This window comes from Amphibacillus jilinensis Y1, from assembly GCF_000306965.1.
GTDB lineage: Bacteria > Bacillota > Bacilli > Bacillales > Amphibacillaceae > Amphibacillus_C > Amphibacillus_C jilinensis.
This window is the reverse complement of the sequence record NZ_JH976435.1, coordinates 121,670-141,704: the sequence shown is the minus strand read 5'-3', so window position 1 is coordinate 141,704 and position 20,035 is coordinate 121,670. Positions and strand designations below refer to the sequence as shown.

Annotated in this window: 22 protein-coding genes; 7 read left to right on the top strand and 15 right to left on the bottom strand. The window is 36.6% G+C overall.

From position 1 onward, the window contains the following. Positions 1 to 771 precede the first annotated feature (771 nt). From bshC to B494_RS0107585, 6 genes are all read right to left on the bottom strand, one after another. The gene (gene bshC / locus B494_RS0107610; protein ID WP_017471791.1) at positions 772 to 2,397 is read right to left on the bottom strand and encodes a bacillithiol biosynthesis cysteine-adding enzyme BshC; all 1,626 of its coding nucleotides are present in this window, start codon (positions 2,395 to 2,397) and stop codon (positions 772 to 774) included. Positions 2,398 to 2,457: 60 nt separating this feature from the next. Further along, on the bottom strand, positions 2,458 to 2,838 hold the full coding sequence (locus B494_RS0107605) for a DUF3397 family protein (protein ID WP_017471790.1): 381 nt from the start codon (positions 2,836 to 2,838) through the stop codon (positions 2,458 to 2,460). Continuing rightward, the gene (locus tag B494_RS0107600; RefSeq protein WP_017471789.1) at positions 2,838 to 3,710 is read right to left on the bottom strand and encodes a ketopantoate reductase family protein; all 873 of its coding nucleotides are present in this window, start codon (positions 3,708 to 3,710) and stop codon (positions 2,838 to 2,840) included. The genes B494_RS0107605 and B494_RS0107600 overlap by 1 nt, the downstream gene beginning before the upstream one ends. Positions 3,711 to 4,259: 549 nt before the next feature. Further along, on the bottom strand, positions 4,260 to 4,727 hold the full coding sequence (locus B494_RS0107595) for an RsfA family transcriptional regulator (protein ID WP_017471788.1): 468 nt from the start codon (positions 4,725 to 4,727) through the stop codon (positions 4,260 to 4,262). A 121-nt stretch (positions 4,728 to 4,848) separates the two neighbouring features. Continuing rightward, on the bottom strand, positions 4,849 to 5,022 hold the full coding sequence (gene rpmF, locus B494_RS0107590; RefSeq protein ID WP_017471787.1) for a 50S ribosomal protein L32: 174 nt from the start codon (positions 5,020 to 5,022) through the stop codon (positions 4,849 to 4,851). 81 nt (positions 5,023 to 5,103) lie between these two features. Continuing rightward, on the bottom strand, positions 5,104 to 5,628 hold the full coding sequence (locus B494_RS0107585) for a YceD family protein (RefSeq protein ID WP_017471786.1): 525 nt from the start codon (positions 5,626 to 5,628) through the stop codon (positions 5,104 to 5,106). Positions 5,629 to 5,781: 153 nt separating this feature from the next. Between B494_RS0107585 and B494_RS0107580 the strand changes: the two genes are divergently transcribed. Beyond that, complete coding sequence (locus B494_RS0107580) at positions 5,782 to 7,002, top strand: nucleotidyltransferase (RefSeq protein ID WP_017471785.1); 1,221 nt, start codon at positions 5,782 to 5,784, stop codon at positions 7,000 to 7,002. A gap of 220 nt (positions 7,003 to 7,222) precedes the next feature. Here the strand turns inward: B494_RS0107580 and B494_RS0107575 are convergent, their stop codons facing one another. Continuing rightward, positions 7,223 to 8,233, bottom strand: a complete 1,011-nt coding sequence (locus B494_RS0107575; RefSeq protein ID WP_017471784.1) for a SepM family pheromone-processing serine protease — start codon at positions 8,231 to 8,233, stop codon at positions 7,223 to 7,225. A 265-nt stretch (positions 8,234 to 8,498) separates the two neighbouring features. Here B494_RS0107575 and ylbJ point away from each other — a divergent pair, with 265 nt between their 5' ends. Next, positions 8,499 to 9,695: a sporulation integral membrane protein YlbJ gene (ylbJ, locus tag B494_RS0107570; protein ID WP_026065180.1), complete on the top strand. Its 1,197-nt coding sequence runs from the start codon at positions 8,499 to 8,501 to the stop codon at positions 9,693 to 9,695. Positions 9,696 to 9,756: 61 nt separating this feature from the next. On the opposite strand, the gene coaD is transcribed toward ylbJ, so the two are convergent. From coaD to B494_RS0107535, 7 genes are all read right to left on the bottom strand, one after another. Next, entirely contained in the window at positions 9,757 to 10,242 is a 486-nt protein-coding gene (gene coaD, locus B494_RS0107565; protein WP_017471782.1) for a pantetheine-phosphate adenylyltransferase, read from the bottom strand. After that, positions 10,235 to 10,804 carry a 16S rRNA (guanine(966)-N(2))-methyltransferase RsmD gene (gene rsmD / locus B494_RS0107560; protein ID WP_017471781.1) on the bottom strand — a complete coding sequence of 190 codons (570 nt, stop codon included), beginning with the start codon at positions 10,802 to 10,804 and terminating at the stop codon, positions 10,235 to 10,237. The genes coaD and rsmD overlap by 8 nt, the downstream gene beginning before the upstream one ends. 651 nt (positions 10,805 to 11,455) lie before the next feature. Further along, complete coding sequence (locus tag B494_RS0107555; RefSeq protein ID WP_017471780.1) at positions 11,456 to 11,734, bottom strand: YlbG family protein; 279 nt, start codon at positions 11,732 to 11,734, stop codon at positions 11,456 to 11,458. Between the two features lie 21 nt (positions 11,735 to 11,755). Next, positions 11,756 to 12,196, bottom strand: coding sequence for a YlbF/YmcA family competence regulator (locus B494_RS0107550; RefSeq protein ID WP_017471779.1), 441 nt, complete (start codon positions 12,194 to 12,196; stop codon positions 11,756 to 11,758). A gap of 123 nt (positions 12,197 to 12,319) precedes the next feature. After that, positions 12,320 to 12,709 carry a spore coat protein YlbD gene (ylbD, locus tag B494_RS0107545; protein WP_017471778.1) on the bottom strand — a complete coding sequence of 130 codons (390 nt, stop codon included), beginning with the start codon at positions 12,707 to 12,709 and terminating at the stop codon, positions 12,320 to 12,322. 260 nt (positions 12,710 to 12,969) lie between these two features. Further along, the gene (locus tag B494_RS0107540; protein WP_017471777.1) at positions 12,970 to 14,022 is read right to left on the bottom strand and encodes a CAP domain-containing protein; all 1,053 of its coding nucleotides are present in this window, start codon (positions 14,020 to 14,022) and stop codon (positions 12,970 to 12,972) included. 98 nt (positions 14,023 to 14,120) lie between these two features. Further along, on the bottom strand, positions 14,121 to 14,549 hold the full coding sequence (locus B494_RS0107535) for a CBS domain-containing protein (RefSeq protein ID WP_017471776.1): 429 nt from the start codon (positions 14,547 to 14,549) through the stop codon (positions 14,121 to 14,123). A gap of 204 nt (positions 14,550 to 14,753) precedes the next feature. On the opposite strand from B494_RS0107535, the gene ytvI reads away from it, so the two are divergent. Continuing rightward, positions 14,754 to 15,812, top strand: a complete 1,059-nt coding sequence (gene ytvI, locus B494_RS0107530) for a sporulation integral membrane protein YtvI (protein WP_017471775.1) — start codon at positions 14,754 to 14,756, stop codon at positions 15,810 to 15,812. Positions 15,813 to 16,027: 215 nt separating this feature from the next. Here the strand turns inward: ytvI and B494_RS0107525 are convergent, their stop codons facing one another. After that, a complete protein-coding gene (locus tag B494_RS0107525; protein WP_017471774.1) occupies positions 16,028 to 16,309 on the bottom strand; it encodes an Fpa/YlaN family protein in 282 nt (93 codons plus the stop codon). A gap of 210 nt (positions 16,310 to 16,519) precedes the next feature. Between B494_RS0107525 and B494_RS0107520 the strand changes: the two genes are divergently transcribed. From B494_RS0107520 to B494_RS0107505, 4 genes are read left to right on the top strand one after another with little or no spacing between them, the layout of a single operon-like run. Beyond that, on the top strand, positions 16,520 to 17,443 hold the full coding sequence (locus B494_RS0107520; protein WP_017471773.1) for a metal ABC transporter solute-binding protein, Zn/Mn family: 924 nt from the start codon (positions 16,520 to 16,522) through the stop codon (positions 17,441 to 17,443). 11 nt (positions 17,444 to 17,454) lie between these two features. Continuing rightward, entirely contained in the window at positions 17,455 to 18,195 is a 741-nt protein-coding gene (locus B494_RS0107515) for a metal ABC transporter ATP-binding protein (RefSeq protein ID WP_017471772.1), read from the top strand. A gap of 12 nt (positions 18,196 to 18,207) precedes the next feature. Next, positions 18,208 to 19,080: a metal ABC transporter permease gene (locus B494_RS19110; protein ID WP_017471771.1), complete on the top strand. Its 873-nt coding sequence runs from the start codon at positions 18,208 to 18,210 to the stop codon at positions 19,078 to 19,080. Further along, complete coding sequence (locus B494_RS0107505; protein ID WP_017471770.1) at positions 19,077 to 19,949, top strand: metal ABC transporter permease; 873 nt, start codon at positions 19,077 to 19,079, stop codon at positions 19,947 to 19,949. Before B494_RS19110 ends, B494_RS0107505 begins: the two co-directional genes overlap by 4 nt. The last annotated feature ends 86 nt before the right edge of the window (positions 19,950 to 20,035 follow it).

Below are 20,035 nucleotides of genomic sequence, written 5' to 3'. Positions count from 1 at the left end.
ATTTGACGTTGGTGAAGGGGGATTCCCCATTTCATGCGCTTGTGAAATGGGGGGTAGACTTTCCTTAACGTCATTTCTATTTCTCTAACTATAGAAATGGGTTCAGTCATCCAGTGATTCGCTTTCCGCAGGCACGTCTTCAGCTAACTCATGTGCGCACAAAACGCGCACATGAGTGGATCTTCAGCTCGTGCTATTCCTGCAGGAGTCTCATCACTTCCTGACCGAACCCGTATTAATTTACATGTAGATAGACATTCAAATTAGTTAAAATCTATTGAATCGAAATCAGCCCAAAATTCACCTGACCAATCAAACATTCAAGCAGCATATCGACTTGAAGATTTGTGAAGTTCATCTATAAAATTGCCGGCAAAATTCTCAACAACGTCATTTGACAAAGAACCGAAGAAGTACACTTCACACAGTGGATCCTCAGCTCGTGCTATTCCCACAGGATAAGGAAAGCGTCCTTGATCATGCATCGCACGAAGAAAATCGTTCTTTATTTTCGAGGAGTCTACGTGTTTTTCCAACGCTTTGTTCAGAATGTTCGGATACGCGATTTCATTATTTAGTTATACAGGACGTGGTGGTTTAAGTCTACGATCTTACCCTGCTACTGATGGGGCGTTAAGTGAATCAGAACATTAGCTTACGAACTCTCGCCTAAATATACGTTTATCTCTATTTTAAGCCGGTCAATCACGGCCGAACGATCTGTCATAAAACCAACCACCGGTATTTTTTATCTCGGTGGTGCAAAGTGGGTTAAAGTTTAGCTAAGTAATGAATGTCTTCTCGAAAATCATAACTGTCATTTAACAAATCAGCTAACCATTCTGTGCCAAATCGATTAATGAAGGGAATAAGATTCCAATGGCGTTCTTGCCAAGCGTTGTAGGGTCTTAGCATAGACTGTAAATGATCGTAGCTCGAAAGTTGTAGCTGATGCCGTTGCTTGACACGCTTTTCAATTGACTTTGCCAAAAAAGATACTTGATCTTCAATTAAAGCTTGATTCTTTTCAGCAAGTTGTTCTAAATCTTCCCCTAAGCTCGAGGCGATTTCACGTAATGGTTGATGAAGGCCTCGCATCGATTCTTTTATTTGATAAGTGAGCTGATCAAGTGGTGGTTGTACTTGAGCAGCTAAATAACGCACTTTCTCTTCTTCCAGTCCATAATTAATAACTGCAGAAATGTCTTGGCCACTTTTATCAATCCATTTACGGGTATAAGAATCGACCAGAGTAAAAGATAGTCTCGGCAGTACCGGAGGCATTTTAAGGTCCAATTCATGAAATGCTTCTTTCAATATTGACCAATAAGCCAGTTCACCTGCGCCAGCAAAGAAAGCCAAAGTCGGAAACAGACATTCCTGCATTAAAGGACGACTAATAACGTTATTACTAAAATGCTCTGGCGTGTCTTGAGCTAATTGGATTAACTGATCTGTTGTAAATTGAATAGATAAATCTTTATCTGTCCAGTTATGACCTTCACACATCAGCAACTGACGCTCGTCCTCATCATCCACATAAAAAAGATGACCATCACTAGGCTTAACGTCTACGGGAATATGATAGCCCAATTTACTTATGTCTCTCCAGCTTTTATATACATTTTTAGCGATTGATTGCTGGTCTTCTATTAGTGATACCAGATAAGGACTTTCTAAATCCCTAACAATCGGATCACCTGAATCAAATAGTACAAGCCCATATTCACCAAACAAATGCGTGGTTATTTGAGCAAAAAAATCAACGTAAGTCTGAGAATTATCCAGACAGCCCATCAACATCTGATAAAGGTCACTTGTATATTCCGTTTCTGGAAGTGAACAAAAAAGGTCATTTAACCATTGGTTTGCTTTTGCTTGATCAATGACTACCTTGGAAATAGGTGTTTTCTTCTGTTCAAACTGATTAATCTTATGTTTATGTAGCTGATTATCCTCATATCGAAACACATGGTTAATTTCATCAAAATCGTGATCCTCTCCTGCGATCCAGAACACGGGAATCACAGGTATATGAAGCTCTTGTTCTTTCTCTCTAGCAAATACAAGAATAGAAATCATTTTATGAATCGTATAGAGAGGTCCTGTAAGCAAACCAGCTTGTTGTCCACCTATAACCACGACACTATCTTCCTGTTTCAATCGATCAATCTGTTCAAACACTTTGTTATGGCTTCCCCACTTGGCGTTAAGTTTCTTCAATATATCAACTAAAGCAAGTCTTTGATACGTTTGTTCTTTAATATCTGCTAGTCTTTGTACATAATCAGAAGATTGATACGGGTTATAATCAAAATACTTTAGTACCGTTGTATCCTGCTGTAAGTATTTTTCAACAAGATTGCTCATATTCACTTGTATGGCTTCTCGCTTCATTAAATCGACTCCTTATAACACCTATAATACTATATAAGTTAACATAATTCTGTTTATTTTTTAACTTTTTACACTTAGAAGTATCGCTAAAATAATCACAGTAATATTTAATGAAAAAAAGATTAAAAATAGAGTACGCAAATATAATTGCCGAACACGTTTAATAATAATATCACCAATCAGCATCCATTGTAAAATAATAAACAGCAACAAGGTTATAAGGAGCGTTAAGATCAACACACCAATTATTTGTTGATTAAACGTTTCCTGAAAAATATACACAGTGGCTATCACATAAAAAATCGCCGAATATTCCATACTTAATTGAATAGCTTTCTTTTTATTTTTAGAGAAATATTTTACTACATAATAAAGCGTTAACGTGATCATAAACGGAAACGTGATGACTAAGGCAATTAAATATGCTATAACTTGCTCCATTATACCCCCCCTTTTTCTAACTTCTTAATGTCAGTGTATAATTTTGTTACAAGAGGTACGGGCTGCTCAGCTTGTCTGACAAGGTAACCTAAAATACTATCCACTTCTGTTAATTGGCCTTTGTCCATATCAACTTTCATTGAAGAATGATTTTCTTGAGTTAAACAAATGATCTTTAGCATCCGTTCCCATTGTATTTTTGGATCAAACTTTAAAGTTACAGCCACCTCATATGTCAACTGCTTTGCCTTTTCATAAAGAAACTTATTTTTTATGAGTGAACCGTTTTTAACATTGTATATCGCTGTAATCGGGTTAATAACAGCATTTAAAATCAGCTTTTCTTTTAACAGACGTTCTGCATCTTGCATCCATTCTAAAGGAAACCGATTGGCCTCCAACTCTTGTAGCTTTTTTATTTGGTTAACGTTGGTGTTGACGTAGGGGGCGATATTAATTTTCCCCACGCCTGTGTGCGCAACAGTAATTAATGATTCTCGATAAGCACCATGCTCACAAGTAGCTATAAAAATAGGTTGAATGAATTGATAGTTATCAATTAATTCAATATGCGCCATACCATTCTGTATAAACAGTAACGGAGAAGAAAAAACATTGACCCTCTTTAATATCGGTTCTAACTGATAAGATTTTACCGCTAAAATAAATAAATCATGTACTTGCAGATCTTTGATCAGTCTTATCTTCACCTTACATTTCCTCTGCCCAGGTTTATAGTAGATGCCATCTTCTTTTAAAATCTGGTCATATTGTTTCTTATTACGAACATACAGACTAACTTGGTTTGTATCCGCAAGCAACGCAGTCATTAGTAAGCCTATTGCTCCACCACCAATGATGGCTATATCCACGATAAACACCTCTTTTTGTTGATTGACAATAAGTTAACTTCAAAAGCATATACTATGCGCTGGATTTCGTCAAAGTAATCAAAAAACGAAGCGACTTACATCAAAAAAAATTCACGGGTTACTAATTAGATGATCTCAGTAAAATATAAGTTCATTCCCTCACTATTACAAAAGTGAGAGCCTGGAGTCTTCGGTGCGTCCCGAATGCAAGTCCACAAGCGGTACGCGATCAGTTAGCGTGGTGAATAACTGTTCTGTTAGTCATTATTAGGAATACTTACCTCCGCTCATTTTTTACTGCATATGTTCATTTATATCCTTCATACTTTAACATTTCAACCTCATTTATCCCTGTTTTTTCACACAAAAAAAGACGGATGAAAGATTCATTTATTGAATCATCATTCGCCACTTTTTTATCTATTCTGTTTACGTTTGTCACAGCCGTTTTAATATGTGCACTGACAAGGAACTTATACCTGTTATTTAATCAATCAAATTAGACTGCCGTGTGCAACAAATTGGCTGTTGATAATTGATACCTACCCATTAATCATTAGGATTTAACTTGACTTCTTGAATAAGCTGTTGAATTTGAGCTATTAACTTCTGATAAGTTATTAACTCGTTATTCAGACGTTCATTTTCAGCAACTATTTTATTATAGAGGCTACCTTTTTTTCCCCAACTTTGTTCACTAAACTCACCTTTAACTTTTTCCAACCATTGAATAGCTTGTTCCAGAGAAAATGTATCATGCTTTTTTGATTCAGGTTCAATTATTGGATGACCATACTTCTTCCTTAACTGCTTGGCTTCTTCTATAGCCTCATTATATAGTTTTCTAATTGAAGCGTTCCACCTAAAACCACAGGCAGCAGGTGTTCTATTTAATTGTCTTGCTACTTCTTTAAAACTCTCAAGCTGTGTTCGACCATTTTTAATGTAATCAATAACTGTATGAGCTAAAAACTGATCTTCCTCTTTCGTCCAAGCATCTTGTCTATTTGCACTCATTATAACCGCTCCTTATCCCTATTTGCTATTACTATATGCGAATAGTTATCATGATAGAATAAAGACCAGACAAAAAAATACTAGCCCGATACGGACTAGTATTTTCAACGTTTAACAAATATTATGCTTCAACAACTTGCTTACCGTTGTATTGACCACACGCTTTACAAACATGGTGAGGTTTAGTAAGTTCACCACAATTTGAACAAGCAACCATACCCGGTACATGTAATTTTTTATGCGTACGTCGTTGGTTTTTTACCTTTTTAGATGTTCTTCTTTTTGGTACTGCCATGTCTTACACCTCCTTCACTTCCGAAACGAAAATCCCTTTAAACACTTTAAAGGACGGGAAGTGATTGTTAAACACTTATCCTTATTGATTTTCATTTTTATCTTTATTTAATAAAGACTGCAATTTTTCAAAACGAGGATCGATCTTTTCCTCTTGTTCTTCCTCAGAAATTACAGTCCAGCCATTACCAGCTGATAAAGCATTAGCTTCGATTTCTTCCGCATCTGCATACACACGAAAAGGAATCTCCAATAATACATTTTCCTTGATAAAGGGATCTAAGTCAAGTACTTCTCCATGAACAGGATGGATTTCTGATTCATCTTCTTCTTTGTAATAAGTATCAATAGAAAACAACTCCACTACATTGATCTTAAATGGATAGGGTACATCAACTAATGTTCTAGCGCAAGGTAAAATCATGGTGCCCGCTATCGTAAATTGACATGTTATCGTTTTACCTTGAACAGACGCTGTCCCAGTCACCGAAACAGCACCTATCTCTCTAATATCATTATTATTTAGAGATTCAAGATCTGATAGGTCTACGTTTTCCTCAAATCGATATAAGTCTGTTTGAAGAATTTTTTGAATTGAAATTTTCATTACTCTCACCTCGAAAGCACAAAGTTTATTGTAAAAGTTATTATGCCATTTGTCAATATTTTTTCTTTACAGGAACGTAAGTTTTCCAACATTTTTTTAGCGTGCCTTGTATACCATCATTATGCTACAATATCGATAATAGGAGTGATTAGATTGAAGGCTGTCGGATTAATCGTTGAATATAACCCTTTCCATAACGGACATCTTTATCATATCGAACAAGCCCGAGCAAAGTCAAACGCAGACGTTGTTATTGCTGTTATGAGCGGGCAATTTCTGCAACGTGGAGAACCCGCGATTGTTGATAAATTTACTAGAGCAAAAATGGCGATCGAGCATGGCGTTGATCTTATTTTTGAATTACCAACTGTATTCGCCATCCAACATAGTGATATCTTTGGTTTTGCAGCCGTTAAACTTTTAAACCATATAGGTGTAGATATGATTGTATTTGGCAGCGAGCAAGGCGAGATCTCTCCTTTCAATACGATCATTAACGAAATAGAGCGTAATGAAATAACTTATAACAAAGTACTGAAAGAACACCTCCAAAGCGGAGTGAGTTATCCTAAAGCAAATGCACTAGCTATTCAAAAGCTGTCAGCTACTTTCTCTATGGGCCTCGATCAACCAAATAACATATTAGGTTTAAGTTATCTTAAAGCACAGAAAGCAATTAATCCATATTTAAAAATGGAAACTATTCCTCGTAAACAAGCTGAATATCATCAAAAACAGCTATCTCAGCCAATTACCAGTGCTACAAGTATAAGAGCTCATTTAGACGAACTCACAGATATAAGCCACGATGATTTAGGCATGTCAAAGCTAAATCTATCGTTTTTAACAGCTTATGCACAGAAGACAGGCCGATTTCATTACTGGGAAGATTACTTTTCTTTGCTCAAATATCGCATATTAAGTGATTCTACCGAACAATTAAAGCAAATTCATGGTATGAATGAAGGAATCGAGCATCGGTTAAAAAAACAAATAGTCGTCGCAAAAAATTATGATGATTTTTTAACATTAGTTCAAACAAAAAGGTATACTAAAACACGTATACAACGACTCCTAACTCATATTTTATTACATCTAACCAACAGTGAAGTTGATCGAGAAATCGATGCACTAAAAAAAATAGACACACTCCGTTTACTTGGTATGACCGAAAAAGGACAAACCTATTTAAAGCGAACAAGACAAACCCGATCCGTTAATATTATCGGACAATATAAAAAAAATATGCCCGGTTTTCTGTCAATAGATGAGCGAGCATCTAATATCTACTATATGATTTTAAATCAGACGATACAAAACACCTTAAAACAACAAGAATTTGCCCCGCCACTAAAAAAGGTTGAGACCGAATAAACGAACTGAACCTGCCATTGTCAAGTAGACAAACTGTATGTGGGCCGTAGCTTCTAAATATTTCATAGGAGCTAACCCATTAATTGATGTTGTAATTTTTCGTAATTGTAAAAATACAACTAATAGAACACGCGCCACAGCAAGTTAAGCACCGTGGCGCGTGATTAAATAATTTTCTTTACCCATTGTTAAGTTTTTGATCGAAACCTATTAATGATCACTATAATTGTTCTAAGTAATCAAGCGCTTCATTAAAATGATCAATGGGAACAATATCCATATCTGTTCCAATCGCTTCAGCAGTTTCTTTAGCGAGATTATAATTAGAGTCATGACTACCTTGCTCATTTGGAACAAAGAAAATATCGCATCCCTCTCGATCAGCAGCAATTACTTTTTTATCTACCCCACCAATACGATAAATATTGCCATCGTAATCGATTTCTCCTGTTCCCGCAATTTGCAGACCCTTTGTTAAATCTTCCGGTGTTAACTGATCGTAAAGCTCTAAAGCTAAGACAAGTCCTGCACTTGGACCGCCTATGTCTCCACTAGCAAACTCTACAGATCTGACCACATCTACTTCACGATTGGTGACTAGTTGTATACCAATACCAAATTGATCAGGTTGTTCGACAAAGGGAACAAGCTCAATTGTCGTTTCAAATTGTTGACCATCACGATCAACAAGGAAAGTAAGCTCATCACCAACTTGATATTGATTAACTACTTCAATAAGGTGCTCGGCATCGATTATTTTAACATTTTCAATCTCTATGATCTTATCAGCAATTTCTAGTTCATCTTCTGCTGGCATACCTTCAAGAATCGAGACAACATACACCCCTTCATAGTGAATATCAATCTCTTCTCCTGCGGCTTGATAAGCGACAACCATTGCAGCTTCTTGAGAACTTTCCATTAACTGGAGCTGCGCTTGTAAATAACGATCACGATCATATCCTTCTGGAAATACCTCATCCAAATGATGAATCTCTTCGTAAGGTGACATGTTTGCTATTAATAATTGAATCGGCGTTGCACGTCCACCTCTCACCGTTACAAGATGAAGATCACCTTCACTTTGATAAGCATTGTCTACTTCGACGACATCATTTAATGGATCGGCAGTACCTGGTTTATAGATATAATAAGGTAAAGGTAATACGAAAATAACGACTAGAAAAATGATGAATAAAATATATAATAGTTTTTTTCTAAAGTTATGCAATAAAAATCTCCTCTCTATACATATAGTAAAACAATGCGCTAAACATCAATGCATGTTTACCTCCCTAAGATATGCTATGACATCCATTAATTGTCCAGACAAAAGACGCGTTCTTCTATAATCTTATCAATTTTTAGCATAAATCTTTTCTCTAGATGCGTATAGTATTAAAAAGCTGTATTACCGAAATCTAAAGTTATTTTACTATTTTTTTCTGTTACTGTATAGCATAACTCATTTACCACTTTGATAGTTAGGGGAGAACATGTTGAAGTCACAATTAAAATCGATAATGTTAGCAATTGGTGCATTGGCATTTGCTATTTGCCTTATTACAATGCCAACAGAAACTTTAGCTGCTAGTAAAAGAGGAGTTGATATCTGGTCAAATACTGTTTTCCCATCTTTACTTCCATTTTTTATTACCGGGGAAATCTTGATTGGCTTTGGTGTCGTTCATTTTATCGGCGTTTTATTCGAACCAATTATGCGCCCCATTTTTAACGTTCCTGGCGTTGGTAGCTTCGTCTGGGCGATGGGGATGGCAAGCGGTTATCCAGCCGGGGCAAAATTCACTGCCCGAATGAGACAAGAAGGACAATTGACGCAAGTTGAAGCCGAGCGACTTGTCGCCTTTACTAACGCTTCAAACCCCTTGTTTATCATTGCTGCCGTTTCGGTTGGTTTTTTTCAATCACCGACACTAGGCATTTTATTGACTGTTTCTCACTACAGTAGCAACCTTTTAGTAGGTATAGTCATGCGTTTTTATAAAGCTAATTATACCTCTAGACATCGAAAAAATGCGCAGCAAAATATATGGAAGCGTGCTTTTACAACATTGCATCATACACGTATTAAATCAAATAAACCGTTCGGAAAATTATTTGGAGATGCTGTCATTCATTCTGTTCAAACCTTACTTATGATTGGTGGATTTATTATTTTTTTTTCTGTTTTCTCTAACATATTAATTGAAGTAGGTTTAGCTGATATAGGCAGTCAGCTAATTGAAAACATTTTTGTACGCTTTAACATTCCAGAAAAACTTGCACTCCCTTTCTTTACGGGTATATTTGAAATCACGCTAGGTGCTCAACAAATTTCTAGTTATATCAATGAACCGATGATAGCCAAAGCTATTCTTGTTAGTTTATTATTAGCATTTAATGGTTTTAGTGTACAGGCACAAGTAGCTAGTATTTTAGCTGAAACAGATATTCGCTATATGCCCTATTTATTAGGCAGAATACTCCAAGGTATCTTCTCAGCAGGGATTGTTATTATCGCCTCACCCTACTTAATGGCACTATCCCCGAAGCCTATTGGTCATGCTATCGCGGTAGAAGCCCCGTTACAATCAAGTTATTTGTTCAACCAGCTGTATCAAGTGGGGCCGCTCATCACTTTAGTTGGCTTAGCAAGTGCTTTTATCCTATGCGCCCTCCGTCAATTAAAATAACAACCGAGTAAAGTGTACGCGGTTGTTATTTTAATTGGGACCAGAACGATACATTTAACAGTTATTCATTTTTAAATTTATCTTTTAAAGCTTGATCAACTGCTTCCGGTACCAGATCAGATACATTTGCTTTAAATTTAGCAACTTCTTTTACCATACTCGAACTTAAAAAAGAATATTTATTATTGGTCATCACAAAGAATGTTTCAATGTCTTCATTAAGTTTACGATTCATAGAAGTAATTTGCATTTCGTATTCAAAATCACTAATAGCCCGCAATCCCCTTACAAGAGCATCTGCGTTTTTTTTACGCGCATAGTCCATTAATAAACCATCATGTCCATCTATTGACACGTTAGAAATATGTTTTGTTGAATCTTCTAATAATCGAATGCGTTCTTCAACCGTAAAAAGCGGGGACTTCGATTCATTATGGAAAACAGCCACGATAACATGATCAAAAACTTTTGCTGCCCGTTCAATAATATCAAGGTGACCAAAAGTAACAGGATCAAAGCTACCAGGACAAATTGCTAATTTACTCATTCAAATTCTTCCTTTCTCTATACAACGATATTGCAGTTGTACTTCCATATTTCTCTGTTCGTACTTTTTCAAGTGTTTCAACCCGTGTCGGTAAACTTTCTCTCGCCTCATGTTCACACACAATTACTGTCTGCTCATCCGCAATATTTTGCTTAGCTATTTCTTGAAGAAGCCGTTGATAGAACCCTTTTTGATAAGGAGGATCTAAAAATATTATATTAAAAGTTAAGTTTCGCTTAGCCACAGCCTTAAGTGCCCGAAAAGCATCATTACGATATACTTCAGCATGTGCAGTTAAATTTAACTGACTTAAATTATTTTTGATGACTTCTATAGCTTGCCTTTGTTGATCGACAAAAATAACATGATCAATACCTCTACTTAACGCTTCTATACCCAAACCACCACTACCGGCGAAAAGATCTAAACAAACGCCACCATTAAAAAAAGGACCGATACGATTAAAAAGGGACTCTTTTACTTTATCAGTAGTAGGTCTAGTTAATTTATTTGGTACCGTTTGAAGCAATCTACCTTTATATGTACCCGATATGACACGCATTTATCTCACCTCAATAGCTGTTTACACCCATTTAATCGCTTTTAATGCTACCATAAAAATGTAATAAACACCATGATTATCTCCAATCATCCTATCATTATCGTAGCAAAGGATCATTATTCATTACTTGTTCTTCCTAAAATGAATCTTCAATCAGTAGGCGTTTTCTTGCTTCTCCCACTGATTGATTGTTGAGTGAATCAGGACATCAGTGGCCGTTATCTATCACCTAAATAGCGGGCATCTTACGGACTGAATACATTACTATCAAAGCTCAAGGCTTGTATTTCATTTCATCATCTGACTCACTTGAATATTTTATCTCTATTATGGTGATACTTAGCTAGTGAGGTGATGTTAAGCAATAGCAACACTTCTAGAAGACGGAAGAGCCTACGTTTCCCCATAGGCGCTTTTCCGGTTTCTCCTCTCCCTTTGCCTTTTTGATTCCATTAGAACGAATCAAAAAGGGCCTGCAGATCTTTTTATCTGCAGGCTTTTTTCTATCAAATTATTTTATCAATTTCATCATTCATATCTTCGCAAACAAAGTTGAACGATATCGGTGTTTATTTGTGCGCATTTGGTTCTATTGAGCATCCGTTAAACGACCAGTGTGTTGCAATCAAGCTTTTATGTTTTTCGCAAAAATTATATACCCATCTTATAATCATATTCTTTAGCCTTATCGACTTTCGCGTTATCAAATTCTTGATTAATAAAAGGCTTGTATGAGTAATCAACTTTCGATACAAAAGGCAGTCTCTCCAATTTCGCTGCTTTGTCTTCAACTTCTTCTTGATCTACATAAATAACAGCATATCGAGATCCTCTTGATACCGCAATGAGGTGGCCATAACGCTTTAATTGCTTCACATTTTTCATATGCTGAAACCAAATTATAAGTCCTTGTCTTTTTGTACGTATCATATTGTTCCCTCACTTTAATCATTATGAAGCTTTACAACCACAACCTCCACCAGAACCACAGCCACAGCCGCTATCAGTAAATAATGCCCCATCTCTAGGTACAATAATTTGCTTACTAATACTGTGGGCTATCTTTTCACTTATATCATCTAATAGTGCCTGCAAGTCGCGTTCAGCCACTTTGAATTGTGCAACAGCTTCATGCATGTCTACTTCTCTTTTTACCATACGCATCTCTTTTGTAATCTGACTAAAGTCAGGATGGTAACGACCAAAACGTTGAACATCTTCATATTGTTCTTTTTTTATCTCGAATTGTTTAATTAAAGCTTGGGCTTCTTTATTTTGTTTTAACTTACGTTTATTTTCTATATAATTAACCATCTGTTCAGAATCTATAATCATCTTTGCCAATTCATCTGTATGGTCTAATAAATGTATGCATTCAGTTGTCGCCAACATGACGATCACCACCTCCACTAGCACTATCATACCAGTATTTCACACAAAAAAAAAGAGCAGATCAGATTTAAGTCGCGCTCTTTACTTATGAAATGCCTCTCAATGTCTATTATAAAGTTACCATCAGTAATAGCGCCGGTCCATTCTATTGGGCATCTGCATCGGTTGATTCGTATTTTTTCCTCTTATTTCAGAAAAATGATTGATTAGCTTTCTTAATTGATCGACCGCCTGATCCGCCTGTTTCACATGCTCATCAACTTTATCAAAATCAACTTTATTAAAGATCGAGAATAATTGTTCTGTCCACTTCTTCTTCGTCTCTTCATCTTTTGGTGCTGTGTCGTCTTTAAATCGCGTCCAATAATCATCATCTTCTCCCAGTTCTTGATAGCGTTGATAATAATAAGACCAGTCCTGCTCTCCATTCCTTACCGTTTGAATCATACCTGGATGTTTTTCAATAAACGCCTTAAACTTTTGAATCTTCGGATGTAATTTGGTTTCACTCATCTTAATCCCAAACCTCCTTTTAAACTGAGCTAATATAATGTATGTTAGAAATTAAGAGAAAGTGAAACGCCTTAAACCTAATTTTATTGATCAATGTCAGAATGATCATTTGGGTATCGTGATCATGTAAACATTCAATCGCAGAACGGCGTCTTTTCCCACTTATGAGTAGTTGAGTAAATCGGGACGTTAGCGATCATTAGCTCTCGCCTAAACAGATGAGCCTTGCTCTCTAGTATCTGCCAGGGGTTTATGGACGCTTATCGCTTATCTGTGATGAAATTCTGTGTATAATAGTTTTGATAAACACCTACACCTAGATGAGTAAACGATTCATCTAGTAACGCGCGACGATGCCCCTCACTGTTCAACCACCCTTCCACTGCAGCTAATCCATCTGTATATTGTGCTGCAATATTTTCGCCGGCACGTGAGAACGAGACTTCTCCATCTGTCAAGCGATCTAATAGATCCCTGCCATCCTGTGACTGATGTGAGAAATAATCCAATTGATGCATATCTTGGCTATGAAGACTAGCAACCTGACTGGCTTGGTTATGCCATTGCAATGGATTTACTTCAAAACGTTTACGAATCATATTTGTTAAAATAAAAATGGCATAAGCTTCACTTTGCGTTACCATTTCCCAATCATCATTAGATAGCCTACTTTTTTTCGGCAATGGACCTGTATAAGATAAATAATAAGGTTGATGCTTGACCGCTACTTCTCCATTCATAATCCGAATTGATGATAATTGATCTGTGTGAATATCAAAATATAATTGTAATAGTATACCTTCATCTAACATAATGATAGGAGTTGTTTCGATATCTTCCTCACTTAAACGAAAAGAAAAGCGATCAAATTCTACTTCTTCCTTAAAAACATAAAACCTTTCCACCTCTTCGTAATTCATCCCTATCTCCAACGGCAATATATTAGCTTGCTCTCCTGTTATAAAAGCAGTAACCACTTGATTATCTTTTATTCCAAACTGATAAAAATAGTTTTCTTCATCAGTAAATAAATACCATTCATAATCATAGCGACTGGGCGCACTCTGTACGGGTTCACCAAAGGCTTCCAGCAAATGTGACAATGATTTTCCGATTAACTGATCCAAAGGCTCCTCTTTAGTTATCTCACGATCAAAAAATGATAACTTGACTTCTAAATCTCTATCTTGCTCCACAACCTTTTGTTCAAAAAATTGCACCGATTTATCCGTCTGAGTGATCAAATCACCATATATAAAAAAAACAGCATACACTATAAAGAGGAACAACAAAAACTTAAACATCCTTTTCATTTAGGTACCTTCTTTCTATAATTAAAATAGTTTAATAGTTTTTAGGCATAAGCAAGCCATACCCTATCTTCCTATATGGCTTGCTTATGTCTAAAAACTTAGTGATAATGTGTGTGCTCTGAAATCTCTTCCAAAGCTTCTCCTGCCATATGATCGGATTGTTTCTCTAATGCTAAGTCCCCTAATGATACAATACCAATTAGTTTGCGATCTTTCACAATAGGCAGACGTCGAATTTGATGTTTTGCCATCAATTCTCCCGCTTCGCGTACGGTTTGGTTTGGATCACAGGTTATGGCATCACGCGTCATGCACTGTTCAATTGATTCATTTGGATCTACAGCTTTTGCATAACCTCGAATAACCAAATCTCGGTCGGTTACCACGCCTAATAAGTGATGATTCTCATCACAAACAGGTATTGCTCCAATATCCTGATCAGCCATTAATTTAGCAATTTCATTTATTGGTTGATTGGGTTGGCAAGACATTACGTGATTTGACATAACTTCATTAACCGTTTTCATACCTCAAATACCCCCCTCATGTTTATTGTGGCTAATTATTGCCCACAATGTGTAGTATGACCTTACATAAGCCTAATTAAACATCATTGATTTCACCTAACATGATAAGATTAATTATAAAAGTAACTATTCAAATGACAAGGAACATGATATATTTCAATGAGACAGAGATTTTTTCTTATCTAAGGAAAGGGGGATTTATTTGTGTTGCGCTCGTTAACCAGACGCCATTGGACATTAATTATATTAGCGATCATTATATTATTGTTCTTTATTTTCGTATTACCCGTTTCAATCCCATTACTCACTGCATTTATTACCGCGCTTTTTCTCAATCCACTTATTCGAATGATTGAAAAAAGATTTCGCCTCAACCGTAAGATAAGTGTGATTATAGTCTATTTAGCATTTCTTGTTTTGCTTTCGTTTATTGGTACATATGCGGTAACAAATATTATTAAGCAATTGGTAGACTTGGCTGAGAATGCACCTGATTATATTCTACAAGTCAATAAGTTACTCCTTCAATGGAGTGGAGAACTAGAAAGGGTTATGGAGGACTTACCTAATGAATTTGTGCAGGAAGTCAATAATAGCATTAATAGTAGTGTTGACTCCATTACAGATATTTTAAGAACACACCTCAGAGTGGAACGACTCGCATCAATAGTTGCTGTCATCCCAAATTACATTGTCAGCTTTATTGTGTATTTAATAGCACTATTTTTATTCATGCTAGAACTTCCCATTTTAAAAGCGAAGTTTTATCATAATTTCACCGAGCATACAGCTGAGAAAATACAATTTATGAGTGCTCGATTAAAATACGTATTTGTAGGTTTTTTGAAAGCACAATTCCTTGTTAGTTTAATTGTATTAACAGTTACCTTGCTAGGATTATTTATTATCATTCCTGAATATGCGGTAATTATGGCAACAATCATTTGGTTAATTGACCTCATTCCAATTATCGGCTCTATCGCTATTCTTGGACCGTGGTCACTGTATATGTTCATATCAGGCAATATTTTTATGGGAACTCAACTTGCGCTACTTGCTCTTATTCTTTTAGCGATCCGAAGAACTGTTGAACCCAAAGTGATGGGACAGCAGATCGGTCTTTCCCCATTAGCTACACTAATTGCAATGTATATAGGGCTCCAATTAATCGGTATCCTTGGGTTCATTTTAGGTCCGATTGTGGTTATTGCCTTTAACTCAGCAAAAGAAGCAGGAATCATTAAATGGCATGTTAAACTTTAGCAACGAACTGCTTTTCATCTAGATTTCAAGGCATATTAATCTATGACTTTAACATAAAGAAAGACCATTTATAAATACAGCTGATTGATCAAACTTAATAAAACGCTAATATAGAGAAAAACGTCACAAGTTATCATTCTTGTGACGTTTTAACGTTAAATCTATAGTATAAGACTCAATACTGTGTATACCAATCAACATAAAAACAATGCGATTTATGATTGTTGTGCTTTTTCATGTAATAAATTAAGTTGCTTTTCTAAATTATCTAATAAATCTTTACCTTCTGCTTCCCCAATTAAGTTTAACCTAACAGCAAAATCTATCTCTCTTGACAAACCAAACATTTGTGTATCCAAAACTTCTTCATATAAAGGACATTGGGGCATCATTAAATTGTCCATTTGTACTTGAATGAGTTTCAAGATCTTATCTGCGTCAGCCTTAAGAAGGGCATAGGCTTCATTTGCGTTAGTTACGACCGCTTCTTGCATCATTTAAATCCCCCTCCGTTAAAGATCCTCTTCTCATTATATTAAAGCTTAATGATGAAAAATGCAAGTTAATTCAATTTACACAGCCAATAATTAATTATTCTTTTAGGTTGACAAAAGACATTGAAAATATTAAAGTTGCACTAAGGAAACATTTTTAATTAAAAGAACAAAAATTATACAATGCTAATTTATTAGTGGGAGGGGAAGAATATGAAAAAATTTTTTGTTACATCCACATTGGTTTTAATGATCGTTTTGATGGTTGCTTGTAGTGAAGTAACCCAAACGAATGAAGAACAAACGATTAATGTAGTTGCGACAATCGCTCAAATTGGAGATGTCGTTGAAAATGTTGGAGGAGAACATGTAAATCTAACTAGCCTAATGGGTCCGGGAACTGATCCACATATGTATAACGCAGTCCAAAGTGACATTGACCAAATGGATCAGGCCGACATCATTTTCTATAACGGATTAGACCTTGAAGCACAAATGAACGATGTCTTTGCACAGATGCAAGCCGATAAGCCAACGATTGCTGTCACAGAAGAAATGCCAGAATCTCTATTATTAAATGATCCTGACAACCCTGCCGTTTATGACCCACATATATGGTTTGACGTGACAACCTTTAGTCATGTCGTAGAAGTTGTTAAGGATCAATTGATTGCGTTAGACCCAGACCATGAGGAAGACTATCAACAAAACTATCAGGACTATATGGGTGATCTCGAAGAATTAAATGAGTATATCATAGACCGTATAGAGGAAATACCTGAGCAAAGTCGTGTACTCGTCACAGCACATGATGCCTTTCATTATTTTGGAGAAGCCTATGGATTTGAAGTTGAGGCATTACAGGGATTAAGTACAGAAGATGACTATAGTGTCCAAGATATACAAGACGTCGTTGACTTAGTTGTTGATCGTGAAATCAATGCCCTCTTCATAGAAAGTAGTGTATCCGATCGATCAATTAATGCAGTAAAGGAAGGCGCCCAATCAGAAGGTCATGACATTGAAATTGGTGGCGAATTGTATTCTGATGCAATGGGTGAAGCCGACACAGAAGAAGGTACCTATATCGGTATGTTCAAAGCAAATATCGACACGATTGTTGATGCATTAAAATAGGAGGGGTCTAAATGAACGCCCTTGAAATAACTAATATAAAAGTAAACTATCATAAACAAACGGTTCTTAAAAATGTTTCATTCAATGTCCCAGAAGGATCGCTTACTGGTATTGTCGGACCTAACGGAGCTGGAAAATCCACCTTAATTAAAGCTGTACTTGAGCTAATCCCAAAACGCTCAGGTACAGTAAAGGTTTATGATCAAGCATTGCGGCAACAAAAACATTTAATCGGCTATGTTCCACAAAGAAGTGAAGTGGATTGGGATTTTCCAACCAATGCCCGTGATGTTGTCCTGATGGGTCGTTACCGAAAAATTGGCTTTTTCAAACGCGCTAAAAAACGTGACATTGAAATAGCTGACCAATGCCTTGATAAAGTGGGCATGCTCGACTTTGCTACTAGACAAATCAGTCAATTATCAGGTGGGCAACAACAGCGCGTATTTCTCGCTCGGGCGTTAGCGCAAGATGCCTCCATTTATTTTATGGATGAACCTTTTTCCGGTGTGGATGCAGCGACCGAAAAAGCTATCATTCACTTGATGAAAGAATGGAAAAGCGAAGGAAAAACGGTACTAGTCGTTCATCATGATTTGCAGACGGTAGAAGAATATTTTGACCGTGTCTTACTTTTGAATAAAGAACCCATTCAGTATGGGGAAACTCAGACCGTTTTTACTATGGATAATTTGGAACGAACTTATGGCGGCAAAATATCGTTTCTTGAAAGAGCTACAGTCTTGACATAAGGAGGTCATGATATGTCTGATTATTTTTCCATATTCTTGTCTAGTGCTAATTTCAGATGGGTGATTACCGGTAGCTTGTTATTAGGTTTTGCTTGTGGATTGATCGGTACTTTTGTGTTATTGAAAAAACAGAGTCTTATTAGTGATGCAATGGCTCATGCCGCTTTACCTGGAGTAGGTATTGGTTTTTTGTTTTTTAATGAAAAGAATCTCCCTGTCCTATTGTTGGGTGCAACGTTAACGAGTTTACTGGGAACGTACTTAATCCAAGTCATTATTAAACATTCTAAGCTTGATACAGATGCTGCGATTGGTGTAATCATTTCTGTCTTTTTCGGCGTAGGGATCGTGTTGTTAACTTTTATTCAACAACATGCTACTGGAAATCATGCCGGTTTGAAAGAATTCATTTTTGGGCAAGCAGCATCACTTGTAAATAGAGATGTACAATTAATAACGGTTAGTGCCATTGTCCTTGTGCTTATCACCATGGTTTGCTTTAAAGAATTTAAAATTGCGATTTTTGACCCTCACTTCGCTAAAGGACTTGGCATACCGGTATCATTATTAAACGGTGTACTTATGTTGCTCATTGTCGGGATCGTTGTTATCGGCATTCAAATGGTTGGGGTCGTCTTAATAGCCGCATTACTTATTACCCCACCATTGTCAGCACGCTATTGGACAGACGAACTGCCTATTATGGCAGGGTTATCAGGGGTTTTAGGTGCGCTAAGTGGTGCGATAGGGACTTGGTTTAGTGCAACTATACCAAATTTACCAACAGGCCCAATGATTGTACTCGTTATCTCGGCTATTTTTCTTATAAGCTTACTGTTTGGATCAAAACATGGAATAGTAATGAAAGTGGTGCAAACATCATGAGTTATACAGGCTGGATTATTATAACTGGTATATTAGTCGGGGTTACTTGTGGCATTAATGGCTCACTACTCGTGTTAAGGAAAACAGCGATGCTAGCAGATGCAATTAGTCATACCGTTCTCTTAGGGATAGTCGGGGCTTTTTTCATCACACAAACCTTACATGGCATTCCTATGTTAATCGGAGCAGCGGTTGTCGGACTTTTGACCGCATATTTAGTAGAGACATTAAATCAAAAAGGGGTGCAAAAAGATGCAAGTATTGGTGTGATTTTCACCTCTTTATTTGCCCTAGCCGTTGTTCTGCTTTCTTTCATTGGTAGTCAAGTTCATTTAGATACTGAACATGCACTGATGGGGGAAATTGCTTTTGTTCCGTGGAATCGTTTTATTTTGCATGGAATTGATTTAGGTCCAAAAGCCGTATGGATGCTTAGCGCGGTCTTATTAATTAGTCTTACGGTCATTATCCTTTTCTATAAGCAAATTAAGATTTCTACTTTTGATCATCATTATGCAATATTAATTGGTATCCCAGTAGGGTTTATCCATTACTTATTAATGACGCTCGTCTCTTTATCAACAGTTGCTTCTTTTAACAGTGTCGGGGCCATTTTGGTTGTAGCGATGCTAATTGTTCCTGGTGCAACCGCCTATCTACTATCAGATCGCTTTATAAATGTTATCTTATTAAGCGGATTGATTGGTGGCTTATCCGCGATATTAGGCTATTGGAGCGCCGTACAGTTAAATGTATCGATTGCTGGAGCCATGGCCACTACTACTGGTCTGTTTTTTATGCTAGCCTTTTTATTTCATCGAGAAGGTCTAGTTATTAAGTACTTTCGACACCGTTTAAGATCACAATAAAACAAACTACCAATCAGCAGGGATCTCCCGCCGCTCTAATTGGTAGTTGAGTCAATCCGAACATTCTGAACAGAGCGTAGAAAAAA

Excerpts from the sequence above, each read along its gene's own strand:
- B494_RS0107515 (WP_017471772.1), top strand. The coding sequence starts at position 17,455 with ATGAACGCCCTTGAAATAACTAATATAAAAGTAAACTATCATAAACAA.
- rsmD (WP_017471781.1), bottom strand. The coding sequence starts at position 10,804 with ATGCGTGTCATATCGGGTACATATAAAGGTAGATTGCTTCAAACGGTA.
- B494_RS0107595 (WP_017471788.1), bottom strand. The coding sequence starts at position 4,727 with ATGAGTGCAAATAGACAAGATGCTTGGACGAAAGAGGAAGATCAGTTT.
- B494_RS0107585 (WP_017471786.1), bottom strand. The coding sequence starts at position 5,628 with ATGAAAATTTCAATTCAAAAAATTCTTCAAACAGACTTATATCGATTT.
- B494_RS0107540 (WP_017471777.1), bottom strand. The coding sequence starts at position 14,022 with ATGAAAAGGATGTTTAAGTTTTTGTTGTTCCTCTTTATAGTGTATGCT.
- B494_RS0107605 (WP_017471790.1), bottom strand. The coding sequence starts at position 2,838 with ATGGAGCAAGTTATAGCATATTTAATTGCCTTAGTCATCACGTTTCCG.
- B494_RS19110 (WP_017471771.1), top strand. The coding sequence starts at position 18,208 with ATGTCTGATTATTTTTCCATATTCTTGTCTAGTGCTAATTTCAGATGG.
- B494_RS0107520 (WP_017471773.1), top strand. The coding sequence starts at position 16,520 with ATGAAAAAATTTTTTGTTACATCCACATTGGTTTTAATGATCGTTTTG.
- B494_RS0107525 (WP_017471774.1), bottom strand. The coding sequence starts at position 16,309 with ATGATGCAAGAAGCGGTCGTAACTAACGCAAATGAAGCCTATGCCCTT.
- B494_RS0107550 (WP_017471779.1), bottom strand. The coding sequence starts at position 12,196 with ATGTTGGCGACAACTGAATGCATACATTTATTAGACCATACAGATGAA.
- rpmF (WP_017471787.1), bottom strand. The coding sequence starts at position 5,022 with ATGGCAGTACCAAAAAGAAGAACATCTAAAAAGGTAAAAAACCAACGA.
- B494_RS0107535 (WP_017471776.1), bottom strand. The coding sequence starts at position 14,549 with ATGAAAACGGTTAATGAAGTTATGTCAAATCACGTAATGTCTTGCCAA.
- B494_RS0107505 (WP_017471770.1), top strand. The coding sequence starts at position 19,077 with ATGAGTTATACAGGCTGGATTATTATAACTGGTATATTAGTCGGGGTT.
- bshC (WP_017471791.1), bottom strand. The coding sequence starts at position 2,397 with ATGAAGCGAGAAGCCATACAAGTGAATATGAGCAATCTTGTTGAAAAA.
- B494_RS0107555 (WP_017471780.1), bottom strand. The coding sequence starts at position 11,734 with ATGATACGTACAAAAAGACAAGGACTTATAATTTGGTTTCAGCATATG.
- ylbD (WP_017471778.1), bottom strand. The coding sequence starts at position 12,709 with ATGAGTGAAACCAAATTACATCCGAAGATTCAAAAGTTTAAGGCGTTT.
- ylbJ (WP_026065180.1), top strand. The coding sequence starts at position 8,499 with ATGTTGAAGTCACAATTAAAATCGATAATGTTAGCAATTGGTGCATTG.
- coaD (WP_017471782.1), bottom strand. The coding sequence starts at position 10,242 with ATGAGTAAATTAGCAATTTGTCCTGGTAGCTTTGATCCTGTTACTTTT.